The 22,608-nt window shown below is 57.8% G+C and carries 23 protein-coding genes and 4 pseudogenes; 16 read left to right on the top strand and 11 right to left on the bottom strand.

Translation table 11 applies throughout. From position 1 onward, the window contains the following. Positions 1–96 precede the first annotated feature (96 nt). The 10 genes and pseudogenes from C4J91_RS10580 to C4J91_RS10540 all read left to right on the top strand — a co-directional run bounded on the left by C4J91_RS10580 (position 97) and on the right by C4J91_RS10540 (position 8,582). The gene (locus C4J91_RS10580; RefSeq protein ID WP_124362252.1) at positions 97–1,236 is read left to right on the top strand and encodes a hypothetical protein; all 1,140 of its coding nucleotides are present in this window, start codon (positions 97–99) and stop codon (positions 1,234–1,236) included. A 1,216-nt stretch (positions 1,237–2,452) separates the two neighbouring features. Beyond that, the gene (locus tag C4J91_RS27545) at positions 2,453–2,755 is read left to right on the top strand and encodes a hypothetical protein (protein WP_124403744.1); all 303 of its coding nucleotides are present in this window, start codon (positions 2,453–2,455) and stop codon (positions 2,753–2,755) included. Positions 2,756–2,793: 38 nt separating this feature from the next. Next, entirely contained in the window at positions 2,794–2,958 is a 165-nt protein-coding gene (locus tag C4J91_RS27540; RefSeq protein WP_164484525.1) for a hypothetical protein, read from the top strand. Positions 2,959–2,986: 28 nt separating this feature from the next. Then, the gene (locus C4J91_RS10570; RefSeq protein ID WP_124362250.1) at positions 2,987–3,337 is read left to right on the top strand and encodes a DUF3085 domain-containing protein; all 351 of its coding nucleotides are present in this window, start codon (positions 2,987–2,989) and stop codon (positions 3,335–3,337) included. A gap of 517 nt (positions 3,338–3,854) precedes the next feature. Then, entirely contained in the window at positions 3,855–4,589 is a 735-nt protein-coding gene (locus C4J91_RS10565; protein ID WP_124362249.1) for a hypothetical protein, read from the top strand. A gap of 114 nt (positions 4,590–4,703) precedes the next feature. Beyond that, positions 4,704–4,919 (top strand): AlpA family transcriptional regulator, encoded by a 216-nt coding sequence (locus C4J91_RS10560; protein WP_124362248.1) that lies wholly within the window; start codon positions 4,704–4,706, stop codon positions 4,917–4,919. Positions 4,920–4,931: 12 nt separating this feature from the next. Continuing rightward, positions 4,932–5,783 (top strand): ParA family protein, encoded by an 852-nt coding sequence (locus C4J91_RS10555; RefSeq protein ID WP_124362247.1) that lies wholly within the window; start codon positions 4,932–4,934, stop codon positions 5,781–5,783. Between the two features lie 124 nt (positions 5,784–5,907). Beyond that, positions 5,908–6,567 (top strand): annotated as a pseudogene (locus C4J91_RS10550) (ornithine cyclodeaminase); the annotation flags it as partial. Between the two features lie 147 nt (positions 6,568–6,714). Then, positions 6,715–8,130 (top strand): annotated as a pseudogene (locus tag C4J91_RS10545) (amino acid permease). A gap of 272 nt (positions 8,131–8,402) precedes the next feature. Continuing rightward, complete coding sequence (locus C4J91_RS10540; protein ID WP_124362246.1) at positions 8,403–8,582, top strand: hypothetical protein; 180 nt, start codon at positions 8,403–8,405, stop codon at positions 8,580–8,582. Between the two features lie 204 nt (positions 8,583–8,786). On the opposite strand, the pseudogene C4J91_RS10535 reads toward C4J91_RS10540, so the two are convergent. From C4J91_RS10535 to C4J91_RS10495, 10 genes and pseudogenes are all read right to left on the bottom strand, one after another. Continuing rightward, positions 8,787–9,519 (bottom strand): annotated as a pseudogene (locus C4J91_RS10535) (LysR substrate-binding domain-containing protein); the annotation flags it as partial. A 26-nt stretch (positions 9,520–9,545) separates the two neighbouring features. Continuing rightward, positions 9,546–10,769 (bottom strand): MFS transporter, encoded by a 1,224-nt coding sequence (locus C4J91_RS10530; RefSeq protein ID WP_256681673.1) that lies wholly within the window; start codon positions 10,767–10,769, stop codon positions 9,546–9,548. A 59-nt stretch (positions 10,770–10,828) separates the two neighbouring features. Beyond that, a pseudogene (locus C4J91_RS10525) lies at positions 10,829–11,326 on the bottom strand (RraA family protein); the annotation flags it as partial. 195 nt (positions 11,327–11,521) lie between these two features. Beyond that, positions 11,522–11,815 (bottom strand): hypothetical protein, encoded by a 294-nt coding sequence (locus tag C4J91_RS27535; protein ID WP_218567797.1) that lies wholly within the window; start codon positions 11,813–11,815, stop codon positions 11,522–11,524. Between the two features lie 43 nt (positions 11,816–11,858). After that, positions 11,859–12,020, bottom strand: a complete 162-nt coding sequence (locus C4J91_RS28110; protein ID WP_372238309.1) for a hypothetical protein — start codon at positions 12,018–12,020, stop codon at positions 11,859–11,861. Next, the gene (locus tag C4J91_RS10515; protein WP_124362244.1) at positions 11,959–13,239 is read right to left on the bottom strand and encodes a multidrug effflux MFS transporter; all 1,281 of its coding nucleotides are present in this window, start codon (positions 13,237–13,239) and stop codon (positions 11,959–11,961) included. The genes C4J91_RS28110 and C4J91_RS10515 overlap by 62 nt, the downstream gene beginning before the upstream one ends. Continuing rightward, a complete protein-coding gene (locus tag C4J91_RS10510; protein WP_124362243.1) occupies positions 13,236–14,081 on the bottom strand; it encodes an alpha/beta fold hydrolase in 846 nt (281 codons plus the stop codon). Before C4J91_RS10510 ends, C4J91_RS10515 begins: the two co-directional genes overlap by 4 nt. 34 nt (positions 14,082–14,115) lie before the next feature. Continuing rightward, entirely contained in the window at positions 14,116–15,408 is a 1,293-nt protein-coding gene (locus tag C4J91_RS10505; protein ID WP_124362242.1) for an FAD-binding oxidoreductase, read from the bottom strand. Positions 15,409–15,466: 58 nt separating this feature from the next. Then, a complete protein-coding gene (locus C4J91_RS10500) occupies positions 15,467–15,889 on the bottom strand; it encodes a RidA family protein (RefSeq protein WP_124362241.1) in 423 nt (140 codons plus the stop codon). Positions 15,890–15,922: 33 nt separating this feature from the next. Then, entirely contained in the window at positions 15,923–17,062 is a 1,140-nt protein-coding gene (locus C4J91_RS10495) for a tyramine oxidase subunit B (protein ID WP_124362240.1), read from the bottom strand. Positions 17,063–17,247: 185 nt separating this feature from the next. On the opposite strand from C4J91_RS10495, the gene C4J91_RS10490 reads away from it, so the two are divergent. The 6 genes from C4J91_RS10490 (at position 17,248) to C4J91_RS10465 (ending at position 21,632) form a co-directional block, all read left to right on the top strand. Further along, entirely contained in the window at positions 17,248–18,075 is an 828-nt protein-coding gene (locus C4J91_RS10490) for a helix-turn-helix domain-containing protein (RefSeq protein ID WP_124365135.1), read from the top strand. A 169-nt stretch (positions 18,076–18,244) separates the two neighbouring features. Then, positions 18,245–18,973, top strand: coding sequence for a response regulator (locus tag C4J91_RS10485; protein WP_124362239.1), 729 nt, complete (start codon positions 18,245–18,247; stop codon positions 18,971–18,973). Continuing rightward, positions 18,970–20,061 (top strand): ATP-binding protein, encoded by a 1,092-nt coding sequence (locus C4J91_RS10480; RefSeq protein ID WP_124362238.1) that lies wholly within the window; start codon positions 18,970–18,972, stop codon positions 20,059–20,061. Before C4J91_RS10485 ends, C4J91_RS10480 begins: the two co-directional genes overlap by 4 nt. 48 nt (positions 20,062–20,109) lie before the next feature. Further along, positions 20,110–20,319 carry a hypothetical protein gene (locus C4J91_RS10475; protein ID WP_124362237.1) on the top strand — a complete coding sequence of 70 codons (210 nt, stop codon included), beginning with the start codon at positions 20,110–20,112 and terminating at the stop codon, positions 20,317–20,319. A 42-nt stretch (positions 20,320–20,361) separates the two neighbouring features. Beyond that, positions 20,362–20,724 (top strand): hypothetical protein, encoded by a 363-nt coding sequence (locus C4J91_RS10470; protein WP_124362236.1) that lies wholly within the window; start codon positions 20,362–20,364, stop codon positions 20,722–20,724. Further along, the gene (locus C4J91_RS10465; RefSeq protein WP_124362235.1) at positions 20,712–21,632 is read left to right on the top strand and encodes an ABC transporter six-transmembrane domain-containing protein; all 921 of its coding nucleotides are present in this window, start codon (positions 20,712–20,714) and stop codon (positions 21,630–21,632) included. Before C4J91_RS10470 ends, C4J91_RS10465 begins: the two co-directional genes overlap by 13 nt. On the opposite strand, the gene C4J91_RS10460 is transcribed toward C4J91_RS10465, so the two are convergent. Then, positions 21,621–22,562 carry a helix-turn-helix domain-containing protein gene (locus C4J91_RS10460; protein ID WP_124362234.1) on the bottom strand — a complete coding sequence of 314 codons (942 nt, stop codon included), beginning with the start codon at positions 22,560–22,562 and terminating at the stop codon, positions 21,621–21,623. The genes C4J91_RS10465 and C4J91_RS10460 overlap by 12 nt on opposite strands. Positions 22,563–22,608 lie beyond the last annotated feature (46 nt).

Raw genomic sequence — 22,608 nt, 5'->3', positions numbered from 1 at the left:
ATATGGACTTAACTCTATTACTGAAATATTGGAGAAATTTAAATAGTTTAGTACTTGCCTGGCTCATCAATTAACGAATCGAACAAGTGGGAATTTATGTCGCTAAGTGTCACAGATCGTATCAGCATCAAGTTTCACAATATAACGGGAGGCAACATTTCTTCAGGCAGAACGTTACGTATTGCTGAGGGCCTGAAAGAAACACAAAACATTCCCGAAAAAATCGTAAAGTTACTTTCGAGGAAAGTTGGAAAGCACCCTGAACTGAAGCAGTTTATGCCTCAAGAGGTCAATACAAATCTTGCGAAGACGCATGCACTTAGCGCTGTAGAAATATACAACAAAGGAATAACCCAAGCGAAAAATGAACTGACTGGACTGCAGAAAATGATGAATGGGCACCATGAGCATGTGCAGAAAATTTCAAATTCTATTCTTTACAACAATATAGGTATTGAATTCAGAGCTGAAGTTGGGGGGGTTTTGAATGAGTTGGGTAGTGGTTTTTCCAACATCCTTAAACTAGAAGAAAAAATCAATAACTTGAATGGGGATAAATATGCTATTAAGCAAAAAATAGCTTCGCATCAAAAAACTAAAAGCAACATAATCGACATGTATGGTGAGCGGGGCTCACTGTCGCCAGCCTGGGGTAATGCCGATAGAAGCATTTCAGCGCTTGAGGGGAAGATGTCAAGGAAAAATACCGAAATCAAGACTCTGGAAAGTAGCCTGCTAGATCACCGAGAAGTTTTAGCGCTCTCAGTTATTACGGTTGCCGAACGCAGGGAAGATCTCGTTAGTGACAATACCCAGCCACTGGTAAACTCATATAAATCAAATTTTTCGGAGCTGCAGTCTATTCCATATAAAGCCAATCTTATTGAAAAGAGTATTATTGAACTACAAAACCAACGTGAGAATGCGGTCGAACTCGCTGATAGAATCGATCATATACAGCTGTTACATATGACAAATAAAGTTATCACCGATACCAATACGATCCTAGAACTCACAAACAATAAAATTCTAAAATTAAAATCAAATATTGAAAACACTATGCAGGAGCAGCTTGCTAAGGCTAAAGAAATAAATATCGCCATTTCCGGCATTAAATCAAGCGACAAATTTAATGTATTCTCACAAGAAGCGCTGAGCTTACCGAACGTGCCAAATCACAAACCTGACACGACCTCAAGCAATCTAATTAAAAAACGAGCTGAACTAGCCAGTTAAGCCTTCGCTAGAATTGGAGTTGAAGAGGCATATCTTCTTCACTCACAAAACCGAATGATTGCACGTCGAGGTCTGAGCAGTCTGAGCTCTGTATACCACAGGATTAAGATCGTTTAGCGTCAGCCTGGTTCGCGCTCACCCATTACGCTCCTGCGGCAGGCCGGACTCAGATTGAAGGCAAAATATCTCAACTGAGAACGGCTGGCCAACTAACTAGACGTCATGTATAAAAATGCTCCTACCCGTCAGGAAATCACATACCTGAAATCAAATATTCTTCTCTCCCCGCTCGACTTAAGCTTAGAGATATTTGCAACAGGTCAATGGATAAAAACTGCTGAAGCAGATTCAATTCGGTACGGGCCAGGCTAAAACAAAGCCTCACATCAGGCATTTGCCCTAGCCAAACAATAAAAGGGACCTGATCATCTACGATAACGGGAGCTGTGATTTTTCGTACCGGCCGTTCTACCTCCTGCTCAAGCAGATGCACAAACCTGATTATCGCTAGGACATATATCCCCAGCAGTGATCAGCCCCTGAACCAATCGTCTTGACGGCGAGACAGTCCCAAAAAGAGCACTAGGAAACTCGCCAGCACGTACATGGCATGTAGCGCACAATAATTACATCGCCACAGGCAATCGCTCGCACCACTGCGTTGCCCATAGATCCAATATTCGCCAGCAAGGGCGATATCAATGCGCCCTGGGGATCCCCATGGTTGCAGACATCCTACGGCCATCCTCACCCGCCTGAGACATTTGCAGATGACCCGAGCATATGCCGGAATATGCCAATGGTCCTCTCGGCGCTGAAAGCGATTACCGGCACGCCGTATCGCATTGATAGACACGACCGCGATGAAATAGCGTTGGCCTTCGCAGCTATCACCTCATCGATAAACGCTATGTATTAGATAATTTTGGCAAAAGCCTCACGGTTCCAACACGCACCTCATGAAGAACAAACGCCATGCCAAATACGTCGTTATCCTGAAGCGGTGCGCTACCTGCTATTTGCGGTCAAGGAAACCAACCGTTCCGAACGCACAACGCAGCAGGAGTGGCGCAGTTACCTTCAACGAACAAAGTGTCCCCATTGGATTGGATACGTGCGGAGAGCCGGCCGACACCCTTCCCCCGGCGCGAGTGTGACGCTGACCGCCGCGTCGGGATATTTGCCCTGCTAAAGTACCGAGACCCAGCACCACGGAGTGTTTGCGCAGCGCCATGTGCGCTCCCCCAAGCCCCGTTTTTCCTTGGACGGCCTGAGCTTTTCCAGCTCTGTGGACGCCCTGATCCGACAGGACCGGCTCGACCCGCTACCCTATGTGCGCCGACATATCTGCGGTGATTGGGACGATGTGCGCGAAGAGCATCGACGCTACAACGGTGCGGCCGTGGCCCTCGGCGGCTACCTGCTGTCGTCCTACGCCGTCGGCGATGGATTCGACCTCCGTATCTTCACCGAATCAGCCCGGAACTTTACCGAAGTGTTCCTGCTAGATGAGTACTGACCGCCATAAACCGGTACGTCCCTCATGCGGTTTAACGGATGCCGGCTGCCACTCACCCCGACCACGCTGCCGCCATGTTCGCTGGCATCGCCGCAACGTCCCAGGCGGTCAAAGCCTTCAAGACCGCGGTGCGTCAATGGCGTATCGGCCGCCTCATACCTTCATCCTTCCGTCAACCCAAGGGACGCCCACCCTTGCGGTAGGAGGTCCCGCTGTTGCAAGGAGACCTCCATGTCATTGTTCTTCAAAGGCAGCGATCTGAAGCCGGTGCTGGTAGAGGCCATCGCCAATCAATGCTGCATCATTTTGGTCAAGGACCAAGGTGTCTACTGGCTCGCCGAGCGGGGCGAGCGCCAAGCCGATGGACGCCAAAAAGTGATTGCCTACGCGGTCGGCTGCAATCCCGATATCGACGCGTTCGACGACTGGTGGGCGTTGGCCCGCAACGAGCTCGGCGGCGACGATTTCGGGGAATATTTCGATCCTCAGTGGGGGGCGTTCACACGCATCCTCAACGGTGAGGACGATCTTGAACTAACCGCAACATCGACCCGCCTGATGCTGTGGTCCGTCACGCCCTAATCTGACCCCGATGTCCCCACCAAACCTTGAGCCCCCGCCTGCCGGGGGCGCTGCGGTTCAGCCAGGCACCGCGCCCATTTTCGTTCTACTCCTAGGGTGCCGAATGGAGTCGTCATCCTATTCTCTTGCCTCATTCCCGTGCGCCCCGTCAGACGATGTTGCGTCCTGGTCCCCGCCACGCCCGCAGGATGATAGCTGTGGCGAGCCAGGTGACCGGCCGCTGACACGCATCGGCGCGGATTCGCGGTTGGCGTCGGTGTGGTCCTACGGCAACTTTTCCATGCGCTGCCGTTTGGAAAACCTGCACTTCCAGATGCCGCCAGGGGTATCGGCTCTTCGAGCATGTCTACCGGGCGCGTATTTGGCATTGGCCGGTATTTCGCCCCCCAAACTCCACCGTTTCGTTAGATGCTACCCGCGACGGCTGCTGGCACACGCCTCGTTTATTTCATTGTCAGCATGGCCGCCCAAACTAGGAATTGATTGATGACTTCACTTTTCATGCAAGGTATTGATCATGCGAAAACTACCTACTCCGTTAATCAAAGCCTATTACCACCCGATTGAAGCGGCAATCCGCTGGAGCAACCTGCACCGCTTCGAACCCTTGATCCTGGCCCAACTCGGAAGCCGTCTGCGCCCGACCCAGGACGACTTTCCACGCTGGCCAACGCTGTATTTGAATAGCGAGCGGCTTTACTGCGGGCTGCACAACGGTGATCTGCCCTTCGGCAAACACGGGGTCACTTGCCGGGACGTGAGCCTACTCGATGACCCGGGCCTGTGCGTATGCGAGGTGCATCTGAAGGCGTGGATGCAGCAAAACTACCCGGAAGAAAAACCGCGTTTCCTGTATGGCCCGGCCGAACGCCGTGGACTGAGTTGGGCGGCATTGCAGGAAATGTCCGCCAATCACACGGCCTTGAAAGTGCAGCTCGATATGTGCGCTGATAAAACCGCGCAGTTGAAGGAACGCAACACCCTGCTCAAACGTAGTTTAGCCGAGGTCCGGCGTTTGCCGCCGCCGGGCGAGGAACTCAGTGATCGCGGCCGCTCCGCACTGTTGAACATCATCGGCGGCCTGCTGACGGCGCTGCGCGGCAGCTCGCCCGGTGGCCAGCGTTACAGCCAGTTCGACAGTGACGCGGCGATCATCCAGACAGTCATGACCTACCACGGCGGGCGCGTGGGTATTACCGAGCGCACGATGCAAAAGCATTTCGCGGCCGCTCGCCGCAGCTTGGCCGCTTGAGCCTGCTGGCCGGTGCCGCACTTGCGGTGGGACGCGCCGTAGTTGCGGTAGCCGTCGGCTGAGGCAGGCTATTGAATACCGATCACCCTATACAAGCCTTCCGGAGTGATCACCATGACTGATAACACCTCCATAGCCTCCCACGCCGAGCGCCGGGTACTGCGCCGGGTGGATGTCGAGCATAAAACCGGCCTCAAGCGCGCTCACTTGTACGCTCTGATGCGTACCGGGCGCTTCCCTAAAAGCATTCCACTGGGCATCCGTGCGGTGGGCTGGGATTCGCTGGAGGTTGAACAGTGGATCGCCGAACGCCGCGCCGAGCGCAACTGAGGGGAGATGACCATGCGTGTTGTGTCCCTGATTTCCACCAAAGGCGGTGTCGGCAAGACCACCACGGCGGCTAACCTCGGCGGCTTTGTCGCCGACGCCGGCTTGCGCGTGTTGCTGCTGGATCTGGATGTGCAGCCGACCCTGTCCAGCTACTTTGCCCTGACTCGCCAAGCATGTGCCGGCGCTTATGAGTTGCTGGCCTTGAACGAGCATGACCTGCAGCGGTTGGTGTCGCGCACCAGCATTCCCGGCCTGGATCTGATCCTCTCCAACGACGAATTGGGGCAGCTCGGCACCTTGCTGTTGCATGCCCCCGATGGGCGCTTGCGGTTGCGCAACCTGTTGCCGACTTTTGAAGCGTATTACGATCTGCTGCTGATCGACACCCAGGGCGCGCGCAGTGTGCTGCTGGAGATGGCGGTGCTGGCGGCAGACCTGGCGCTGTCGTCGGTGACCCCGGAGATCCTCGCAGCGCGCGCACTGCGCCGGGGCACCTTGCAGTTGCTGGACGATATTGCGCCCTACCGTCACTTGGGCATCCAGCCGCCGCCGCTGCGGTTGTTGATCAACCGTGTGCACCCGGTCTCGGCCGATGCGCGGCAAATTCAACGGGCACTGCGCCAGGTGTTCGGCCATAGCGGCGGGGTCCAGGTGCTGCACACGGCGGTGCCGGCGATTGATGCCTATCCGCGCGCCGCTACCCAGCAGTGGCCGGTGCATCGGGTCGAATACCGTAAGCCGTCAGGCCGCGCTGCCCCCGCTGCTTTGGTAACAATGCGCGCATTGGCGGGTGAACTGTTCCCGGCCTGGATGGAGCGTTTCGCCACGGTCACTGGTCGTGGAGGACGCCCGCATGGACATTAATCGTTTGCCGCGCCGCCTGCGCCGCTTGATCTGATGGCGCTGCGCGATGGCTGGTGGGTGCGGATCAGCCCCGACCTGCAACTGACCTTGCGCAAGCCCGGCCTCCCGCCGATCCACACCGGCACCCGCGCTCATTGGCAATGGCGCTCAGAGCGAGTCTCAGGCGCTTGCCTTCCATGAAATGCTGGGCATCAGCGAAATCCGCATCTTCGATATTGATCGCGATGCCTCACTCAAGCTGCTGCGTAACCTGGCGGCTTTCCCGACGATCAACGTGATTCACGCCGACTCCATACAGGAGGCGGTCAAGGGCGCGCACATTGTCACCACCGTGACCGCCGACAAGGCCTACGCAACGATCCTGACGCCCGAGATGATCGAGCCCGGCATGCATATCAATGCCGTCGGCGGCGACTGCCCGGGCAAGACCGAACTGCACGCCGACATCCTGCGCAACGCCCGGGTCATCGTGGAATTTGAACCTCAAACGCGGATTGAAGGTGATATTCAGCAACTGGAGGCTGACTCGCCCGTCGTCGAGTTTTTCCAAATCGTGCAAGGCGACGTCCAGGGACGCGAGAACGATGAACAGGTGACGGTCTTCGATTCCGTGGGCTTTGCCCTTGAGGATTTCTCGTCGCTTCGCTACCTGCAGGCGATGGCGCACGAACATCAGGTCGGTCGGCATATCCACCTGGTCCCCACGCCTGAAAATATAAAGAACCTGTTCCAGATGCCGGATCAGCAGCCGGCCAAAGCCGCCCATCTGCGCACGGCCAGTTGACCTGCGAGTGACGCCCCCGGCATTTGAACTGGGGGCCGTCACTGTCCACATAAAACAACACCGTCACCCGCCATTGCCTCCTGACAATGGCGCTGGATATCCACTTTTCTGCCAAAACTCAAAAACATAAGATCAAGAGGTTTTGAAATGAAATCGAATTCATCAGAGCGGGCTGAGCAGCCTGCGCTGCAGCGCACGCTCAGCAATCGTCACATCCAGTTAATGGCCATGGGCGGCGCCATTGGCACGGGCTTGTTCATGAGCTCCGGAAAGATCATCGCCCTCTCCGGCACCTCGATCATCCTTATCTACATGATCATTGGCCTGTTCGTTTACTTCGTCATGCGTGCCATGGGCGAAATGCTGCTTTCCAACTTGAATTTCAAGACCTTTGCGGATTTCGCCGGCGCCTACCTGGGGCCCCGCGCCGCATTTTTTCTCGGCTGGTCGTATTGGCTGAGCTGGAGCGTTGCGGTGATCGGCGATGCCGTCGTGGTGGGAGGCTTTTTCCAGTACTGGTTCCCCCACCTGCCCGCCTGGATACCGGCTATCGGGATGCTCGCGACACTGTTCGCCCTGAACGTGCTGACGGTCAGGCTTTTCGGTGAAGTCGAATTCTGGTTCGCGATCATCAAGATCATCGCCGTGGTGACGCTTATCGGCGTGAGCATCGTGCTGATTGCCAGCTCGTTCGTATCCCCCAGTGGCGTTACCGCGTCCCTGGGCCACCTGGTGGATAAGCAGGCTGCATTCCCTCATGGCGTGCTGGGTTTCTTTGCCGGCTTCCAGATGGCGATATTTTCCTTTGCCGGCACCGAACTGATCGGCACCGCTGCGGCAGAAACCCGGTCTCCGGAGCGGACCCTACCCAAGGCAATCAACTCGATTCCGCTATGAATCATCCTGTTCTACGTGTTGGCATTGGGCTGCATTATTGCCGTGACGTCCTGGCAACAGGTGTCACCTGTAAAAAGTCCTTTTGTCGAACTTTTCCTCGTCGCCGGCTTTCCCGCAGCAGCCGGCATCGTTAACTTCGTGGTCCTGACATCCGCCGCGTCATCGGCCAACAGTGGCTTATTCTCCTCCAGCCGTATGCTGTTCGGGCTGGCGAATCAGGACAACGCCCCGGGTATTTTTCGGCGACTGTCGGGCAACAGTGTGCCGCTGCTGAGCCTGGCCTTCACCACCCTGTTGATGCTGGCGGGTGTACTCGTGCTGTTCATCGTTCCGGAAGTCATGACGGCATTCACCATCGTTTCCACCGTGTCAGCGATTCTGGTGATCTTCACGTGGTCGACCATCCTCGCGTCCTACATTGCCTATCGCAAAAAGCATCCTGAGCTTCACGCCAAGTCGTCTTACAAGATGCCGGGCGGCGTCCCGATGGCATGGTTCTCACTGGCTTTTTTGGGCTTCGTTCTGTGCCTGCTGGCATTAAGACCTGACACCCGCGTTGCCTTGATGGTCATGCCGGGGTGGTTCATATGGCTGGCAATTGCTTATCAGCTGACACGTAGCAGGAAGCCAAAAACCGCAGTTGAATCGGCAAGTCAATTCGGTTGAGCTGCTAACGAGGCCTCTGCGCCAATCCTGAACAGCACCCGCCGAACTGACAATGCAGATAAGCCTGCTTGCCCAGCATTGCGGTGTGTCGGTCAATAGATAGACTGAGCGACACACCGCAATCCCGAACACTCCTGGCCGCATCAAGCAAGGGAATACAACCCAGCGGTAGAAGGACCCATCCGAAAGTTGATGCACAAGGAATCGTAAAGGGCTGTGCCAGCGGTGTACTTGAATACGTACTTGAAAACCGTGGCTGGAGATGGATTTCAGTGGAATTCGGAAAACGAAAAAAGCGGCTCACGGATGCTATTTCCGTGGTACCGCACCTGAAAAAAGAGCAAAAAAAGCGACCTGTTAAGGTCGCTTTCTTTCGCTTCAAGGAGTTCAAGGGCCTCGAAGCTAAATATGGCGCAGCGGACGGGACCATTACTCACCCTCCAAATTCTTGAAAGTCTTAGGGTTTCAGAATGTAACAGTTTCTTTATGGCCTGAATTGTGTACTCATTAGCTGTCACTGTAAACAGTTCCCCTTAACCAACGCTGTCTCAGTATCGGAAGGGTTCGACAAGGTAATCCAAGAAGCAGCGCACCCAAGCTGGAACATGCGCTCCATGTGAGTCCAGATGAAAGTCGTTCCAACTTCCAGATCGCTCTTACAGGTCCGATGTTTGATGCGCAACATCCCGGTGCCTCGAAGATGTCTCCTGTTGAACTTCAGCGGCGAGCGACATCGATGCAGCTAATTTGGCGATCCACGTCAGGCACTGCTGCAGCAACGCCGACTCATCCCCTGCCCTGTAACTGACAATAATCGGCGAAGTCGCCAAAGGTTCCAACAAGGGCGAGTAGCCAATATCGTCGCGGTGCAAACGCTGCACCGAAGCCGGTACCAGGGAAATGCCAATACCCGCCGCTACTAGCCCGATGGCGGTCTGCAGTTCATTGGTCATTTGCGCCACACGGACCTTCAAGTCATGCCGGGCAGATAGCCGCAGCACATGATCGGCATAGCTGGGGCGAATATTGCCAGGATAGAGTACAAAGGGTTCGAGGGCCAATTGCTCCATGCTTACCGTCGCGCCCAGCAAGTGGTGCCCGGCGGGCAGCGCCACGACCAGGGGATCCTGATGTATAACTTTTTTGCACCACGGCGGCGTCGATGTGGATGCGCCCGAAACCGATATCGATACGCCCACTTTTCAGGGCTTCGACCTGCTGCAACATGACCATTTCCGACAGGCCCAGCTCGATACCGCCATCGCTGCGCAGGCGTCGGATAAGCTCAGGTAGCGCGCCGTACAGCGTCGACGGCGCGAATCCGATCCCCAACCAGCGCCGTTGCCCCTGAGCAATACGCCGGGTGTCATCGCAGACCCGCTCCAGCTTCTATTTCAGACTGCCCCTAGGGCACGTTACCCACGATTGGCGATTTCACGACCAATAACGATCATTAACAACAGTCCACCAGCTATGCCAAGCGTCAAAGGCGCCCCCAGGTGGGCCGCAATTAGTCCCGCAAACAGCCCCCCAATGGCCTCGAAACCGAAACGCAATGCGATGTAAAACGCAATGACTCGTCCGCGAAGTGCGCTGGGCGCGCCACTTTGCAGTTGCATATTACTGCTCACATTACTCACGGTGATCCCAAACCCGAGGACTGCCAAACACACTAACGCCAGCAGTAGATGGCCAGGCACAGCCAGCCCAAGCAAGCCCATTGCGCATAACACCGCTCCAGCCAATATAAAATGCTGCAACCTCGACGCTGAACCGCTTACCGCTAACACGACGGTCGCCAGGAAAGCGCCGGCACCTGCAGCGCCCCATAGCCACCCAAGCGTGCGAGCATCCCCCTCATAAACTGTCTTGGCTAAAATGGGCAGCAACGCGGTATAGCAGGACGCGAGGAGGTTGATAATCACGACACTGACCATCAACCGCCGAACTTCAAGCGTTCTCCAGAGATAACGCACCCCTTCTCGAAACACTTCACCTGTTGAGCCACTGGCTCTTGGGCTTGGCGTCACGCGCACTTTCATGAGCCCGATCAGCAGACACAGAAACGCCAGGGCAGTCAGTAAAAAGCAGCCTGCCTCCCCCGCCAAGGCAATCAAGGCACCGGCCAAGGGTGGCCCGACAAAGCGAGCCGCATTGATTAACATGGCGTTAAGTACGAGGGCATTGGGCAGGTCGGCCGGATCAGGAACAAAGCTTGCGATCAACGCCTGACGGAGCGGAGTCTCCACGGCATTGAGCAATCCGAGCAGCAAAGCCATGAGCGCAATAGTCAGGCCGTTCATCCATTGCCCATAGGCGAGAATCGCCAGTGCCAAGGACTGTAGAGCGAGGACGGTCTGCACGATAATCAGCAGGCGACGCTTGTCGTGCCTATCCGTCCAGGCGCCTGCCAAAGGGCCAATCAGCAGCTGTGGCGCCAGACTGAGGAAGGTAATAGCGCCGAGCAGCACCGCCGAGCCTGTCAGGTGATAGGTCAACCACGACAACGCGACTTGTTGAACCCACTTGCCTAGGGTGGAAACGGCTTGCCCTGCAAAATAGATTTGAAAATTGCGATGTGCCAGCGCCCTCACGGATGCAGGCCACTGACTACGGTGCGTGGTGTGGGGGTCAGGCAAGTCATTGCTCCTGATTGACAAGTAACAGTAATGCCCGCCCCGCACGCATCAATGGCAGATTACGGCAGCAGGCAACCTTTTTTCTTCAGCGATTCCAGTACCCAGGTACGGTCGTTGGTGCCTATAGCAATCTGCTCCATCTGCTTGCTCTCGGCGGCATGCTTGGCAGCCGCCCACTCATAGACTTCGCCGACTTGATCGAATGGCACACACAAGAGGCCGTCATCATCGCCAATAATCAGATCGCCGGGCTCAATCACCATACCATCGATCGCAATGGGCACGTTGATCTCACCCGGACCATCCTTGTAAGGGCCGCGATGTGAAATGCCTGCCGCGAACAAGGGAAAATCATCCGCGCCGATGACTGCCGAATCTCGAATCGCGCCATTGATAACGATACCCGCGACACCGCGCTTGATGGCGTAAGCAACCATCATTTCGCCGATCAAGGCATTGGATAGATCGCCCCCAGCATCGACGACCACCACATCACCCGGCTCCGCTATATCCAGTGCGTAATGCAGCATGAGGTTGTCGCCCGGACGGGCTTTGACCGCGTGCTGAGTGACGAGCATTCGCAAGTGGCCGAAGTGGGTTCCACGCAGGAGACCGCGCTGTCTGATCGTCTCGGTGCACATCTAGACTCGATGCTCGCTATTCAACTCGAGCGGATGGCTGATTGCTTCCGCCTCGCTAAAGTTGCACAAGCCTCATGTCAGCCAATACGCCTTGGCACCACCTGTACAAAATCAAGCGCTGGTATCGGTTGCGGTGGCATCAGCTTCAGTCATACCACACGCCACTCTGGCCAGGTCATCGGTGAAAACGAGCCTCTGCCCTTTACCCAGACTCAGCTCTGCGACTTCGCCAGATTCAGGCCTCTCAATATCGGTGTAGTAGTAGTCACCACGCCAGAACGCGAAGAACTCCTCCTCCAGATCATCCACCCGCTCTTTGACCATGATCTGGTCGAGAACAACCGCCGCCCGCTTCAGTGCAGCGGTCGTTTGGCTGATAGGCACGCAATGGATCGCATTCGGCAACGCAGCAACGTTCCGACCGTCAGCGAAGTGATTCAGATTGCCATCATGCAAATCGGGCGATCGGCTTGCGGCAGCTCCATGTGCAGTACATCCAGCACGGTGCCGCCCAACTGGCAGCTGCAAGGCCGTCGGACACCGCGTTGTCATTCACCAACGGGACGTGCGCGGTGTTGATGAGCAACGCACCGGGTTTCGTCCGTGCAATCTCGGCAATAACGATCAGATAACGGGTATGCGGCGTCAGCAGGCATCGCCGGCGCGCACCGCGCAATGCCGTATGCCAAAAGGCAGCCAAGCCCGCAACAGCCCACCACCAGGCACATCGGCCATGGCGTGCCGTCCGCTATGCGGCTGACCCACAGGCTCGCCAGCCCCCCGAAGGCGAACTGCATTGAGATCCCCAGTGCGACGCTTGCCCCCGCCTGCGTCGGGAACATATTCATCAGGCTTGCCGTGCAATTGGCCCCCAGCAACCCGGTGACACCCATGTACAGCATTAGGCACAACACGATACTGGTCAGGCCGACCCACTGCGTGTATCCCGCGACCATTAACGCTAGCCCCGCTCCACCCGCCACAACTGCGCCAAACCCCAGCATACGTGGTGGCCCCAGGCGATTGACCCAGTGGGCATTGATAAAGCTCACCATGATGATGCCTAAAATATTTAGGCCAAACAGCGCACTGAACGTGCGCGGCGACACACCGAAGTACTCCACGTACACAAAGGGCGAAGCGGTGATAAAGGCGAACACACCGCCAAACGTCAGTGACATACATAGGATCAATGCCACTGCCCGGGGTTGACGGAGAATACTCGGATAGGCCGCAAACGCCGCTTTCACAGAGGTGCTTCGAGCCTGCGGCGACAGGCTCTCTTCTAAGCCCACGCTGACCATCAGCAGGCACAGCCCACATAGTAGGAATAGCACGGCGAATATGGTGCGCCAACCATCGATCAGTACCAGCCAGGTGCCGACCATTGGTGCGACCAGCGTCGCCATCATCGTCAGCATTTGCATCCAGGACAGCACCTTCGCGGCCTGCGCCAGGCCGTACAGATCTCTGGCCACAGTCCTGGCCAGCACCATTGCACCGGCCCCGCCAAGCGCCTGGATAAAGCGCCAGGCGATGAGTTGCTCGATGTTTGCAGCAAACAGGCAACCCAGCGTCGCCAGACCGTACAGCACCAGGCTTCCCAGCAGCAACGGGCGCCGCCCATAGCGGTCCGACAGCGGACCATAAAACAACATGCCCAGGCACAAGCCAGCGAGGAAAATGCTAATCGTATATTGCACGTGAGCAGTGCTGCTCGACAGTTCAACAGCAATCCGCGGCAGGCTGGGCAGGTAGGTATCGATAGAAAAAGGCACGAAGGCCGTCAGCGAGGCCAGCAGAGCAACCAAGCGCAAAGTGGGCTTCATTCGGAGCGCGCAAGGCTTGCAAGAAAGTCTGCAACTAGCGCATTGAATACAGCACCTTGATCGTCGTGAACATAGTGACTGGCGTCGGCGACCTCCACCGTCCGCACGTGCGAGTTGCTGGCCCTCATCGCCTGCAGCGCCGTGGGGGGCAGAAAGTCCGAGCAGCTGCCGCGAATGAACAAGCTTGGGCAATCCAGCGCGCGCACCGCTGGCCACAAATCCGTCGGTTCGATACTCAGCCGTGCCTCGGCGATCCCCTGCTGATCATGGCGCCAGGCAATCACGCCGTCACACTTTTGCATCGAATATGTCAGCCTCGACGCTAGGCCCTGCTCCGATAAGCCCGGGCGTGAAGCCTTCCAGAATGCGCGGGCCGCCTCCCAACTGTCGAAGTGCAACGGCGTCTGGCCCATCTCGCGGCGAATACGCGCAGCGCCATCGCCTTGGCTTGAGGAGCCGGGGCCAATGTCCTCGATGATTAAGCCATCCAAACGACCCGGATGTTGCCGCGCATACTCGAGAGCGTTAGCCCCACCCAATGAGTGCCCCAGCAAGACAAAACGCTGCAGATCCACATGGGCGATCAGGTCCTCAAGATCCTCAACATAAGACTGCGTGTGGTAGCTCGCGGCCGGGGCCCAGTCACTCAGCCCGCGACCGCGCTGGTCGAGGGCGTAGATGCAATAACCACCCCCCAACGCCTCGACCAACGACTCCCAGGTCTGTGCATAGGCGCGCAAGCCATGCAACAGCACCAGCGGCACGCCGCTCGGGTCGCCCCAACGTAAAAAATGCAAACGCAAGCCGGCGCGATTGGTGAAAAAGCGGCTGTCTGGGGACATGATTTTGCTCCGTGAGTGCAGGGCCTGGATCGACTTAGAAACGATCGAAGCGATAAGGGCTGGGATCGATGATGGGCGCGTGCCCGCTGACAATATCCGCCGCCAGGTGACCCGCCGCCGGTGAAGTACCAAAGCCGTGCCCGGAAAAACCGGTGGCCACGGTCAGGCCGGGAATTTGCGCGACCGGGCCTATTACCGGGTTGGAATCCGGGGTCACATCGATGGTGCCTGCCCAGGCTTGAGCGATCCGGGCTTGCTCGAATACCGGCCAGGCCGCCTTGAGGTTGTTCATCGCATCATTGTTCAGCCGCGGGTTGGCGGCGGGGTCTTGCGTGCGTACACGCTCGAACGGGCTGATGCTGTCGGCCGACCAACGCCGGGGCAGCGCCAGGTCGTTGAAAAAATACTTGCCCAGCGACACGTTCAACACGCTGCGCTGCGCACGAAATTGCGGCATGTATTGCTTGGCAAGCAACAGGTGATCGAGGGTCAGGAAGGCGTCCAGCTTGCCACGCTGGGTAATGATGAAGCCGCCGTCCTTGTGTTTGCGAAACGAAAAGTCCGGCGCGCCCACGGCAATTTCAGTAGGGCCCTGCATCGGATGGGTACGCAACACCGAGCAGGTCAAGGCCAGCGTCGGCAAGGACACACCGAGGTTGCCCAAAAAACGCCGCGACCACATACCGCCGGCGAGCAATACCTGATCGCAGCGGATCTCGCCTTTTTCAGTAACCACGCCACTGACTTTGCCGGCAGACATCTGCAGCGTACGCACCGCACATTGCTCGATGATCACCACGCCCAGGGCCATGGCCGCCTTGGCAATCGCACTGCTGGCCAGGGTCGGCTCCGCACGCGCGTCGGACGGCGTGTAGATCCCGCCGGCCCAGTCGCCCTCGCCGCCCGGCACCAATTGTTCGATCTCGCGTTTGCTCAGCAATCGAGAATCAAGGGACAGATGCTCGACCGACTTGAGCCAACCTTCATGCATGGCCATTTGCGTGTCGTTGCGGGCGACAAACATGATGCCTTCTTGCCGATAGCCCACATCCGCGCCCACCCGCTCGGGCATTTGCGCCCACAAGCGGTCTGCGGCCAGGGCCAGCGGTATATCGTGCGCGTGCCGGCTGGTCTTGCGCACCCAGCCCAGGTTTCGCGAGGACTGCTCGCCGGCAATACGGCCTTTTTCCAGCACCACCACCGGAATATTGCGTTCGGCCAGCGTCAGTGCAGCCGTCAAGCCGATGATGCCGCCGCCGATAATGACGACGCAGGTCGCAGTGGGAAACACGGTGGACGTATCCACGGGCGCAATCGTCGGGGCCATGATCAAGACTCGATAAGCAATTAAGGTCAGCCGCGCACGCGCACAGCCACGTAACGGGTTACTGCGACAGGCGAATGACGTCGACTTGCGCCTTGGAAGCGTTGCGATAAGCCGTCACTTCCAATTCCACCTTGTAGACCGTCGAGCCCAGCGGCGGGCACGTAACGGTGCTGGCCGGATCGACGCCGCGAAACTTCTCGCCGATCAAGGCCATCACCGCCGGCACATCCTTGGGGTCTTGGATGAACACGCGCGAGCACACCACATCGGCCAGGCTGGCATCGACGGCGGCCAGCGCGGTTTCGATGTTGGCGAAGACCTGGTGCGCCTGCTCGAGGACGTCTTCCGGGATCAATTTGGTTTGAGGGTTACGGCCGGCGGTGTTGGAAACATAGATCCAGTTGTCCACCACCACCAGGCGCGAATAGCTGGCTTGGTCTTCAAACGGGGAACCGGTCTTGAGCTTGATGATTTTTGTCATGTCGAAGGTCTCTTCAGTTGTATAGGAAATGGCTCAGCGCAGCTCCGGGGTTTCCCACAGATTCAGTTTCACGCCGATGCCTCTTTCGATTGCATTGCGGTACACCACGGTGCCCCAGGCCACGTCTTCCACGGGCATGCCGCCGACCGACATGATGATGATTTCTTCATCGTTCCTGCGCCCTGGGGCATCGCCGGCAATGATCTTGCCGATGTCTTCAAGCTGTTCGGGTTGCATCGTGCCTTCGGCGATCATGTCCATGAAACGCACCCCGATCACCGGCACGCAGTGGTGGGCAGGCTTGGGCAATTCTTCGAACCAGGCTTCGTAGAGGCCGGTGTTGTCCAGCACCTTGCGCACGTCGGCACGCTCCATCCCTTCATCCAGGGAGCAGGATGCCGGCATCGCCATGAAGGCCCCCGGTTTGACCCACTCACGTTTAACGATTGGGTAGATTGAGGGGTCGCCCGTCTTACCGGAGCTACAATAAGTAACAAGGTCGGAATCACGGACCACTTCTTCGAGGCTATCGACCACTTTAATCGTGGTTACCTGGGGGTAGGTTTCCTTCACCCAGGCGATAAAATCGTTCAGGCTTTTCTCGCCTCGGCCCTTGATCTTTAACGTATCGATTTGCGGGCAAACGGCGATGAATGCGGCGAGCGTGGTCTTGCCCATCACACCCGGGCCGAGCAGACCGACCACCGTTGAATCCTTGCGGGCCAGGTGCCGCGCGCCCACGCCGGGGATCGCGCCGGTGCGATAGGCCGACAGCAGGTTGGCGGACATATGCGCCAGCGGCGCGCCGGTGTCGGGGTCGTTGAGGGTGAACATCAGAATCGAGCGGGGCAGGCCTTTTTCGCGGTTGGCAATATTGGAGCCGTACCATTTGACGCCCGCAGTGCAGAAATTGCCGCCCAGGTAGGCCGGCATCGCCATCATGCGCCGGTCAGCGGTGGGCTTGGGCATGTTCGGGAACGGCGAATCCTTCGGGAATATCACAATGGCGCCGTGGGAATCATTGTTCGGCCCGGCCATGCGATAGTCGCCGCTATACAGCAGGCCGAACATCTCTTCCATGGTGTTCACACAGGCGAGCATGTCGGTCACGCCAGCGCGGATCATGTCCTGCTCGGACAGGTAGATGAAGTCTATTTTTGTAGTAATGGACATAATTATTCTCGGACTGGAGGTAATATCGCTGCGGTAGGCGCTGCTCCCACGCTATCGACCTTGAGTATCAGCGGGCGAATTTCGGCGGTATTGTAAATTTCGGACATCACGGTGCATTCCGCGCGCACGTACTGGCGCGATAAATGCGTGATTATTCCCGGATGTCTCCACTTGAAGGTGCTATGATGGTCAACCTGTGCGCGCCGACGCTGCGGCACCACACCGCGTACGAACAACCCTGGTTCGTGCTCAACTCATCGCGGTATTCGGTAGTGCCTTCCGATCACCCGGCGATTTCGCATTTCTATGCCTTTGACGTTGCCGACTCGGCCGACCTGCTGGCGGTCCCGGATGGCTGTGTGGACATCGTGTTCGACTGTGATGCCACGCGCCCCAGCGTGAGGATTTGTGGCACGCCGTTGGAGGCGCAGCGGGTCCAGTTGCTGCAGGGTCATCATTACTTCGGCGTGCGCTTTTCGCCGGGGGTGATTCCGGGTTTCATCAACGTCTTGGCCGAGGACCTGACCGAACAGGAATGGGACCTGCTGGAAGTGTCTGCATTTGCCCAGCGCATTTTCGAGAGCATCGTCCAGGCCCCGCAGTTGCAGGAGCAAATGAAGCTGTTCAACGACTACCTGATCCCGCGCTTGATGGGCAGGACCTCAAAGCTGACGGCCATGGTCATTCAACAGGCGCTCGCCCACCGCGGCGACCTGCGCATCCAACAGCTTGAACACCTCAGTGGCTACACCAGCCGTAGCATTCATCGCCAGTTCAGCCAGGACACTGGCCTGTCACCCAAGACCTTCTGCCGGATCATCCGCTGCCAGGCGGCTCTGGAAACCCTGAATACCCAGCACGATGTATCGTTTTCGGAACTCGCCCTGGACCTGGGCTTTTCCGATCAGTCGCACTTCCTGCGCGACTTCAAGAAACTGGTCAGTACAACGCCCTGCGAATACCAACGCACAATGCTGCGAAACGCCTATAACGAGCGCATCAGCTTCGCCTGAAACCCCGCCCTCCCTTCCCTCGCCGGGAAATTAAGTTTCGGTCTCCATCATTTCTCCATAAACCCTACGCTGAACGTGCATGCTGATGAGGCATCATCCAATCCGTTGCTGAAAAACTGCGCACCGTTGCAGCATTGAGCCACGGCATAGCACATCGACCGAGCAGACCATGACTGAATCATCCCTTGCATCGAGCGCCAACCAGGCGCTGATCCTGATCGCCGAAGACGAGCCGGAGATTGCCGATATCCTCGCGGCCTATCTCAAGCGCGCCGGCTTTAAAACCGTGCATGCGCAGGACGGGCGGCGCGCGCTTGAGCTGCATCAGGCGCTCAAGCCCGATCTGGTGCTGCTCGATGTGCTGATGCCGAAGCTGGACGGCTGGATGGTGCTGGCGGAAGTTCGTCATCGCGGCAACACGCCGGTGATCATGCTGACGGCCCAGGATCAGGACATGGACAAGCTCATGGGGCTGCGCATAGGCGCCGATGACTACATCGTCAAACCCTTCAACCCGGCGGAGGTCATCGCCAGGGTCCAGGCAGTACTGCGCCGATGCGCCGATCAGGGACATGGCAGCGGCCACAGTGTGCTGCGCGTCGGCCCATTCGAGATCGACATCGACAACCATGAGGTAAGCGTGCGCATCGGCACGCAAAAACAGCCGTTGCAACTGACGGTGACCGAATTCAGGTTGCTCGCGCAGTTGGCAAAGTCGCCGCGTCGAGTGTTCAGCCGCGCCGAACTGCTGGTGCTCTGCTCACCTGAGAGCGACAGCCTGGAGCGTACGGTCGACAGCCATATCAGCAAATTGCGCCGCAAGATCGAAGACCTCGGCATGCGCGGCGTGCCGGCCAGCATCCGGGGCGTCGGCTACCGGTTCGGGAGCCAGGCATGAACGTCAGCAACAGCATGAGCCGGCAGATCATCTTGTCGATGACCGCCGTGGTGCTGTGTGTAATCGCACTCGCGGTCGTCGGCACCTATGTGTTCTATGCATTGCTTTGGACCCTGTCGCCCCCGACGCAGCTGGAGCTGGAGGCGGATGAATGGTTGCCCAGTGGCGTAGAATGGGCCTGGATGAGCTTGATTACCTGCGTCAGCCTGGGCGTCGGCGTGGCGGTGGCCGTCAAATTGTCCCGACGCATTCTCATGCCGCTGAACTCGGTGGCGGCCAGTCTGCGCAGCCTGGCCGACGGCGACCTGGATGCACGGGCAGTGGCGCCAGACGTTTCTCCGGGCGAAGCTGCCCGCCTGGTGAATGACTTCAATAGCATGGCGAACCGATTGAAACGCATGGCCGAAGAACAAGCCTTCTGGAACGCCGCGATTGCCCATGAACTGCGCACCCCGCTGACCATCCTGCGCGGCCGTCTGCAAGGCCTGGCCGAGGGTGTATTCAAGCCTGACACTTCGCAGTTCTATAGTCTCCTCAGCCAGGTCGAAGGGTTGACGCGCCTGGTTGAAGATCTGCGCGTGGTGGGCATGGGGGATAACGGCTACCTGAAGCTGGAAATCAAGCATGTCGAGCTGGCCGACGCGCTGGAGGCCGAAGCGCGGTTGTTCGAACCCAGCCTGAACAGTGCCGGTTTCGTCCTGCTGCTGGACCTGCGCAAGGGCCCCGTGCACTGCGATCCCGCCCGCATCCGCCAGGCCTTGCTGGCACTGCTGGACAACATCCGCCGGCATGCCACGCCGGGCAACGTCAGCGTTCAGCTCGGCAGTGACGAGCGCGGCAATTTCCTGAGGGTCGCGGATGAGGGTCCGGGTGTCGACGAGCCGTTCGCCGCCCTTATTTTCGATGCGTTTCAGCGTGGCGACAGTTCGCGTTCCCGCGCCCAGGGCGGCAGTGGCCTGGGCCTGGCCGTGGTGCGTTCGATCGCGCTGGCCCATGGCGGCGCCGTGGCCTGTCGAACACTTGTAAATGGCGGCACTTTATTTGAACTCAGTTGGCCAACGGCAACCCTTTTGAATATCGAACCCTGACAACCTTGAAGCGAAGTTTGCTCTATTAACACCCACCAAGGTGATGGCATGCGTCTCCGTATCTCTTTATTCAAAAGAGCAATTAAATATCGCCACTTTGCCTTACTGGACCTACAAGGACGTTGTATCGCATTCATGAGTTGCGAAGAAATCCCCAACAGAGGTGAATGGATGGAAGTCGAAGCAGTCAATCTCGCCTGGCTCAATCAAACGCTGCCAGGCCTTGAACGCCGGGCAGCGATCAGCCACACCGTGTAATGCCTGGCACCCTTGTTTAACGTTCCAACGTGGATAACTGTTATGCCGACACTGCATTCAGCGCGGATGCCTATCGCCCTTAAACAACTGGAAGCGTCACTGACGCTCTACACATTCAAACTCAAAAAGGTGCAGCGCTTCTGTATTCCCCTGCAAAAGTACGCGCCTTCTTGTGTCTTGGCCCTGTGGCTGTTGGGCGTATGTGCATCGCTGATAACCCAATCCTATTATCACTGGCTGCTGACAGCGCCGACCATCTGCATCCTGATCACCCTGGAAATCATCATCGAAGAAGTCCAGATCGATCTGTTGTTGATGACCGACGAAGCGCGTCATCGGCTCGGCATCTCCCGCGACTTTCATCAACGCGCAACGCGCGACACAGGTGCACCATGGCATCCGTAACACCGCCGATTCTGCTCGAAGAAAGTAAAAAACTGGGACAGCAATCTGCCAGCCAGACCCTCAAGGCCATCGCCAGGGCCTATCCCGGTAAATTGTTCGGCACCTTATCGTTGGTCGCACTGGAAAATGCGCTGCTGCTGGCCTACCCGCTGTTCGCCGGGTTTGCCGTGGACTCGATCATCCGCGGCGATGCCGCCAGTGCATTGTGGTATGCCGCCGTGGTATTGGGCTTCTGGGTGGTTGGCGCGGCGCGGCGGGCGCTGGATACGCGCACCTTTACGCGCATCTACGCCGACCTTGCGGTACCGGTAATTCTCAACCAGCGCCTGCAACGCCACAGCACCTCCAAGGCGGCGGCGCGGGTGGTGCTGGCGCGCGACTTCGTCGACTTTTTTGAAAAGCACGTGCCGACAATCGCCACCGCGCTGGTGTCGATCGTCGGGGCGGCGGGCATGCTGTTGGTGATCGAGCCCTGGGTCGGCCTGGCCTGTCTGCTGGCGTTGCTGCTATGCGTCACGCTCATGCCGGGCTTCGCGCGGCGCAACCAACGCTTGCATGAGCGCTTGAACAATCGGCTGGAAAAGGAAATCGGCCTGGTGGAAACGGTCGGGGCGCATACCTTGCACCGCCACTATCAGGTGCTGTCGCGGCTGCGCATCGGGCTATCGGACCGTGAAGCAGTGGCGTTCCTGTCCATTGGCATTCTGGCGGCGCTGCTGTTCGTGGTCGCGATCACCCAACTGGCCTTGGCGCCAGCGGTGAAAGCCGGGCATATCTACGCGGTGATGACCTACCTGTGGACCTTCGTCAGTTGCCTGGATGAAGCGCCTTCGATGATCGACCAACTGGCGCGGCTCAAGGACATCGGCAAGCGGGTGGACCCAGGCCTGGCGGATTCAGCGCGGTGACCTGCGCGTTTCCGACGGCGATTCGCCGAACAGCTCGCGGTAATGCGTGGCGAAATGGCTCAGGTGAAAAAAACCCATGGCCACGGCGATTTCACCGACGTTTTTCTTGCTCGGGCAGGTTGCGATCAGGCGTCGCCTGACCGCGTTGAGACGCAAATTGCGCAAGTACTCTACTGGCCGCATACCGGTCACTGCCTGAAAACTGTTCTGCAGGGTTCTGCGACTGACGCGCAACTGCTCGCAAAGGTCCAGGATGCTCAGCGGGGTATCGCCACTGGCAATGATCAATTCCTGGCTGCGTCTGACCAAATAGGCGCTGACCGCGAAATTGCCACGCCGGCCACGCACTTCGTCGCCTGCGTGGGTGAACAGATCGAGGAACGCACCGAGCAGCTCATCTTCCAGGATTTTTTCCGACGCCGGGCTGATGGCGTCCGCGTGTTCCAGAAAGTGACGAAACAATAGGTGAATGCGCTGACGAATGCGCAGCAGTGACGGTTCATCCACGTTAAGCGCGGGCACGCTGGTCAAACGCTTGAGCTGATCATTGGATAACTCGAAAGCCGCCAGTTTGGCGAAACGCACGGCATCGACGTTGAATGCAAAAAAATGCGTGCCTTGCGGCGCATGCAGCACGAACTCTTCGGCATCACGCAGCAGCACCACGCTTTGCGCGCTTACCCGTTGCCCCTGGACCACCGGAGGGTTGCCCAGTGACATGGCTGCGCACAAGCGGCCCTGGGGCGAACGGCCATGCTGCACCACCCGCTTGTCCAGCACCTCCTGGAAGATCTGGAAGCGATCACCGGTCAGTTGCCGCAGCTCACTGGTCAGGCAGCCGCGACCGAGCTGGTCATAGACCTGCTGCCAACCCTGGATCGAGCCGGCGTGCTGTTGAGAGTCATTGAAGGTTCGGACTTCAGCGAGCATATTCGTCATTCCTCGGCGGCCGGGTTCTTGCTTTTGGCCTGAAGGT

This window comes from Pseudomonas sp. R3-52-08 (assembly GCF_003851745.1).
In the GTDB taxonomy this organism is placed as follows: Bacteria; Pseudomonadota; Gammaproteobacteria; order Pseudomonadales; family Pseudomonadaceae; genus Aquipseudomonas.
Note: the sequence above shows the minus strand (reverse complement) of the source record. Positions and strands in the feature narration are given on the sequence as shown.

Excerpts from the sequence above, each read along its gene's own strand:
- C4J91_RS10570 (WP_124362250.1), top strand. The coding sequence starts at position 2,987 with ATGTCATTGTTCTTCAAAGGCAGCGATCTGAAGCCGGTGCTGGTAGAG.
- C4J91_RS10500 (WP_124362241.1), bottom strand. The coding sequence starts at position 15,889 with ATGACAAAAATCATCAAGCTCAAGACCGGTTCCCCGTTTGAAGACCAA.
- C4J91_RS10565 (WP_124362249.1), top strand. The coding sequence starts at position 3,855 with ATGCGAAAACTACCTACTCCGTTAATCAAAGCCTATTACCACCCGATT.
- C4J91_RS10555 (WP_124362247.1), top strand. The coding sequence starts at position 4,932 with ATGCGTGTTGTGTCCCTGATTTCCACCAAAGGCGGTGTCGGCAAGACC.
- C4J91_RS10495 (WP_124362240.1), bottom strand. The coding sequence starts at position 17,062 with ATGTCCATTACTACAAAAATAGACTTCATCTACCTGTCCGAGCAGGAC.
- C4J91_RS10580 (WP_124362252.1), top strand. The coding sequence starts at position 97 with ATGTCGCTAAGTGTCACAGATCGTATCAGCATCAAGTTTCACAATATA.
- C4J91_RS10460 (WP_124362234.1), bottom strand. The coding sequence starts at position 22,562 with ATGCTCGCTGAAGTCCGAACCTTCAATGACTCTCAACAGCACGCCGGC.
- C4J91_RS10485 (WP_124362239.1), top strand. The coding sequence starts at position 18,245 with ATGACTGAATCATCCCTTGCATCGAGCGCCAACCAGGCGCTGATCCTG.
- C4J91_RS10510 (WP_124362243.1), bottom strand. The coding sequence starts at position 14,081 with ATGTCCCCAGACAGCCGCTTTTTCACCAATCGCGCCGGCTTGCGTTTG.
- C4J91_RS10465 (WP_124362235.1), top strand. The coding sequence starts at position 20,712 with ATGGCATCCGTAACACCGCCGATTCTGCTCGAAGAAAGTAAAAAACTG.
- C4J91_RS10470 (WP_124362236.1), top strand. The coding sequence starts at position 20,362 with ATGCCGACACTGCATTCAGCGCGGATGCCTATCGCCCTTAAACAACTG.
- C4J91_RS10560 (WP_124362248.1), top strand. The coding sequence starts at position 4,704 with ATGACTGATAACACCTCCATAGCCTCCCACGCCGAGCGCCGGGTACTG.
- C4J91_RS27540 (WP_164484525.1), top strand. The coding sequence starts at position 2,794 with ATGCCGGCTGCCACTCACCCCGACCACGCTGCCGCCATGTTCGCTGGC.
- C4J91_RS10490 (WP_124365135.1), top strand. The coding sequence starts at position 17,248 with ATGGTCAACCTGTGCGCGCCGACGCTGCGGCACCACACCGCGTACGAA.
- C4J91_RS10505 (WP_124362242.1), bottom strand. The coding sequence starts at position 15,408 with ATGGCCCCGACGATTGCGCCCGTGGATACGTCCACCGTGTTTCCCACT.
- C4J91_RS10480 (WP_124362238.1), top strand. The coding sequence starts at position 18,970 with ATGAACGTCAGCAACAGCATGAGCCGGCAGATCATCTTGTCGATGACC.
- C4J91_RS10475 (WP_124362237.1), top strand. The coding sequence starts at position 20,110 with ATGCGTCTCCGTATCTCTTTATTCAAAAGAGCAATTAAATATCGCCAC.
- C4J91_RS10515 (WP_124362244.1), bottom strand. The coding sequence starts at position 13,239 with ATGAAGCCCACTTTGCGCTTGGTTGCTCTGCTGGCCTCGCTGACGGCC.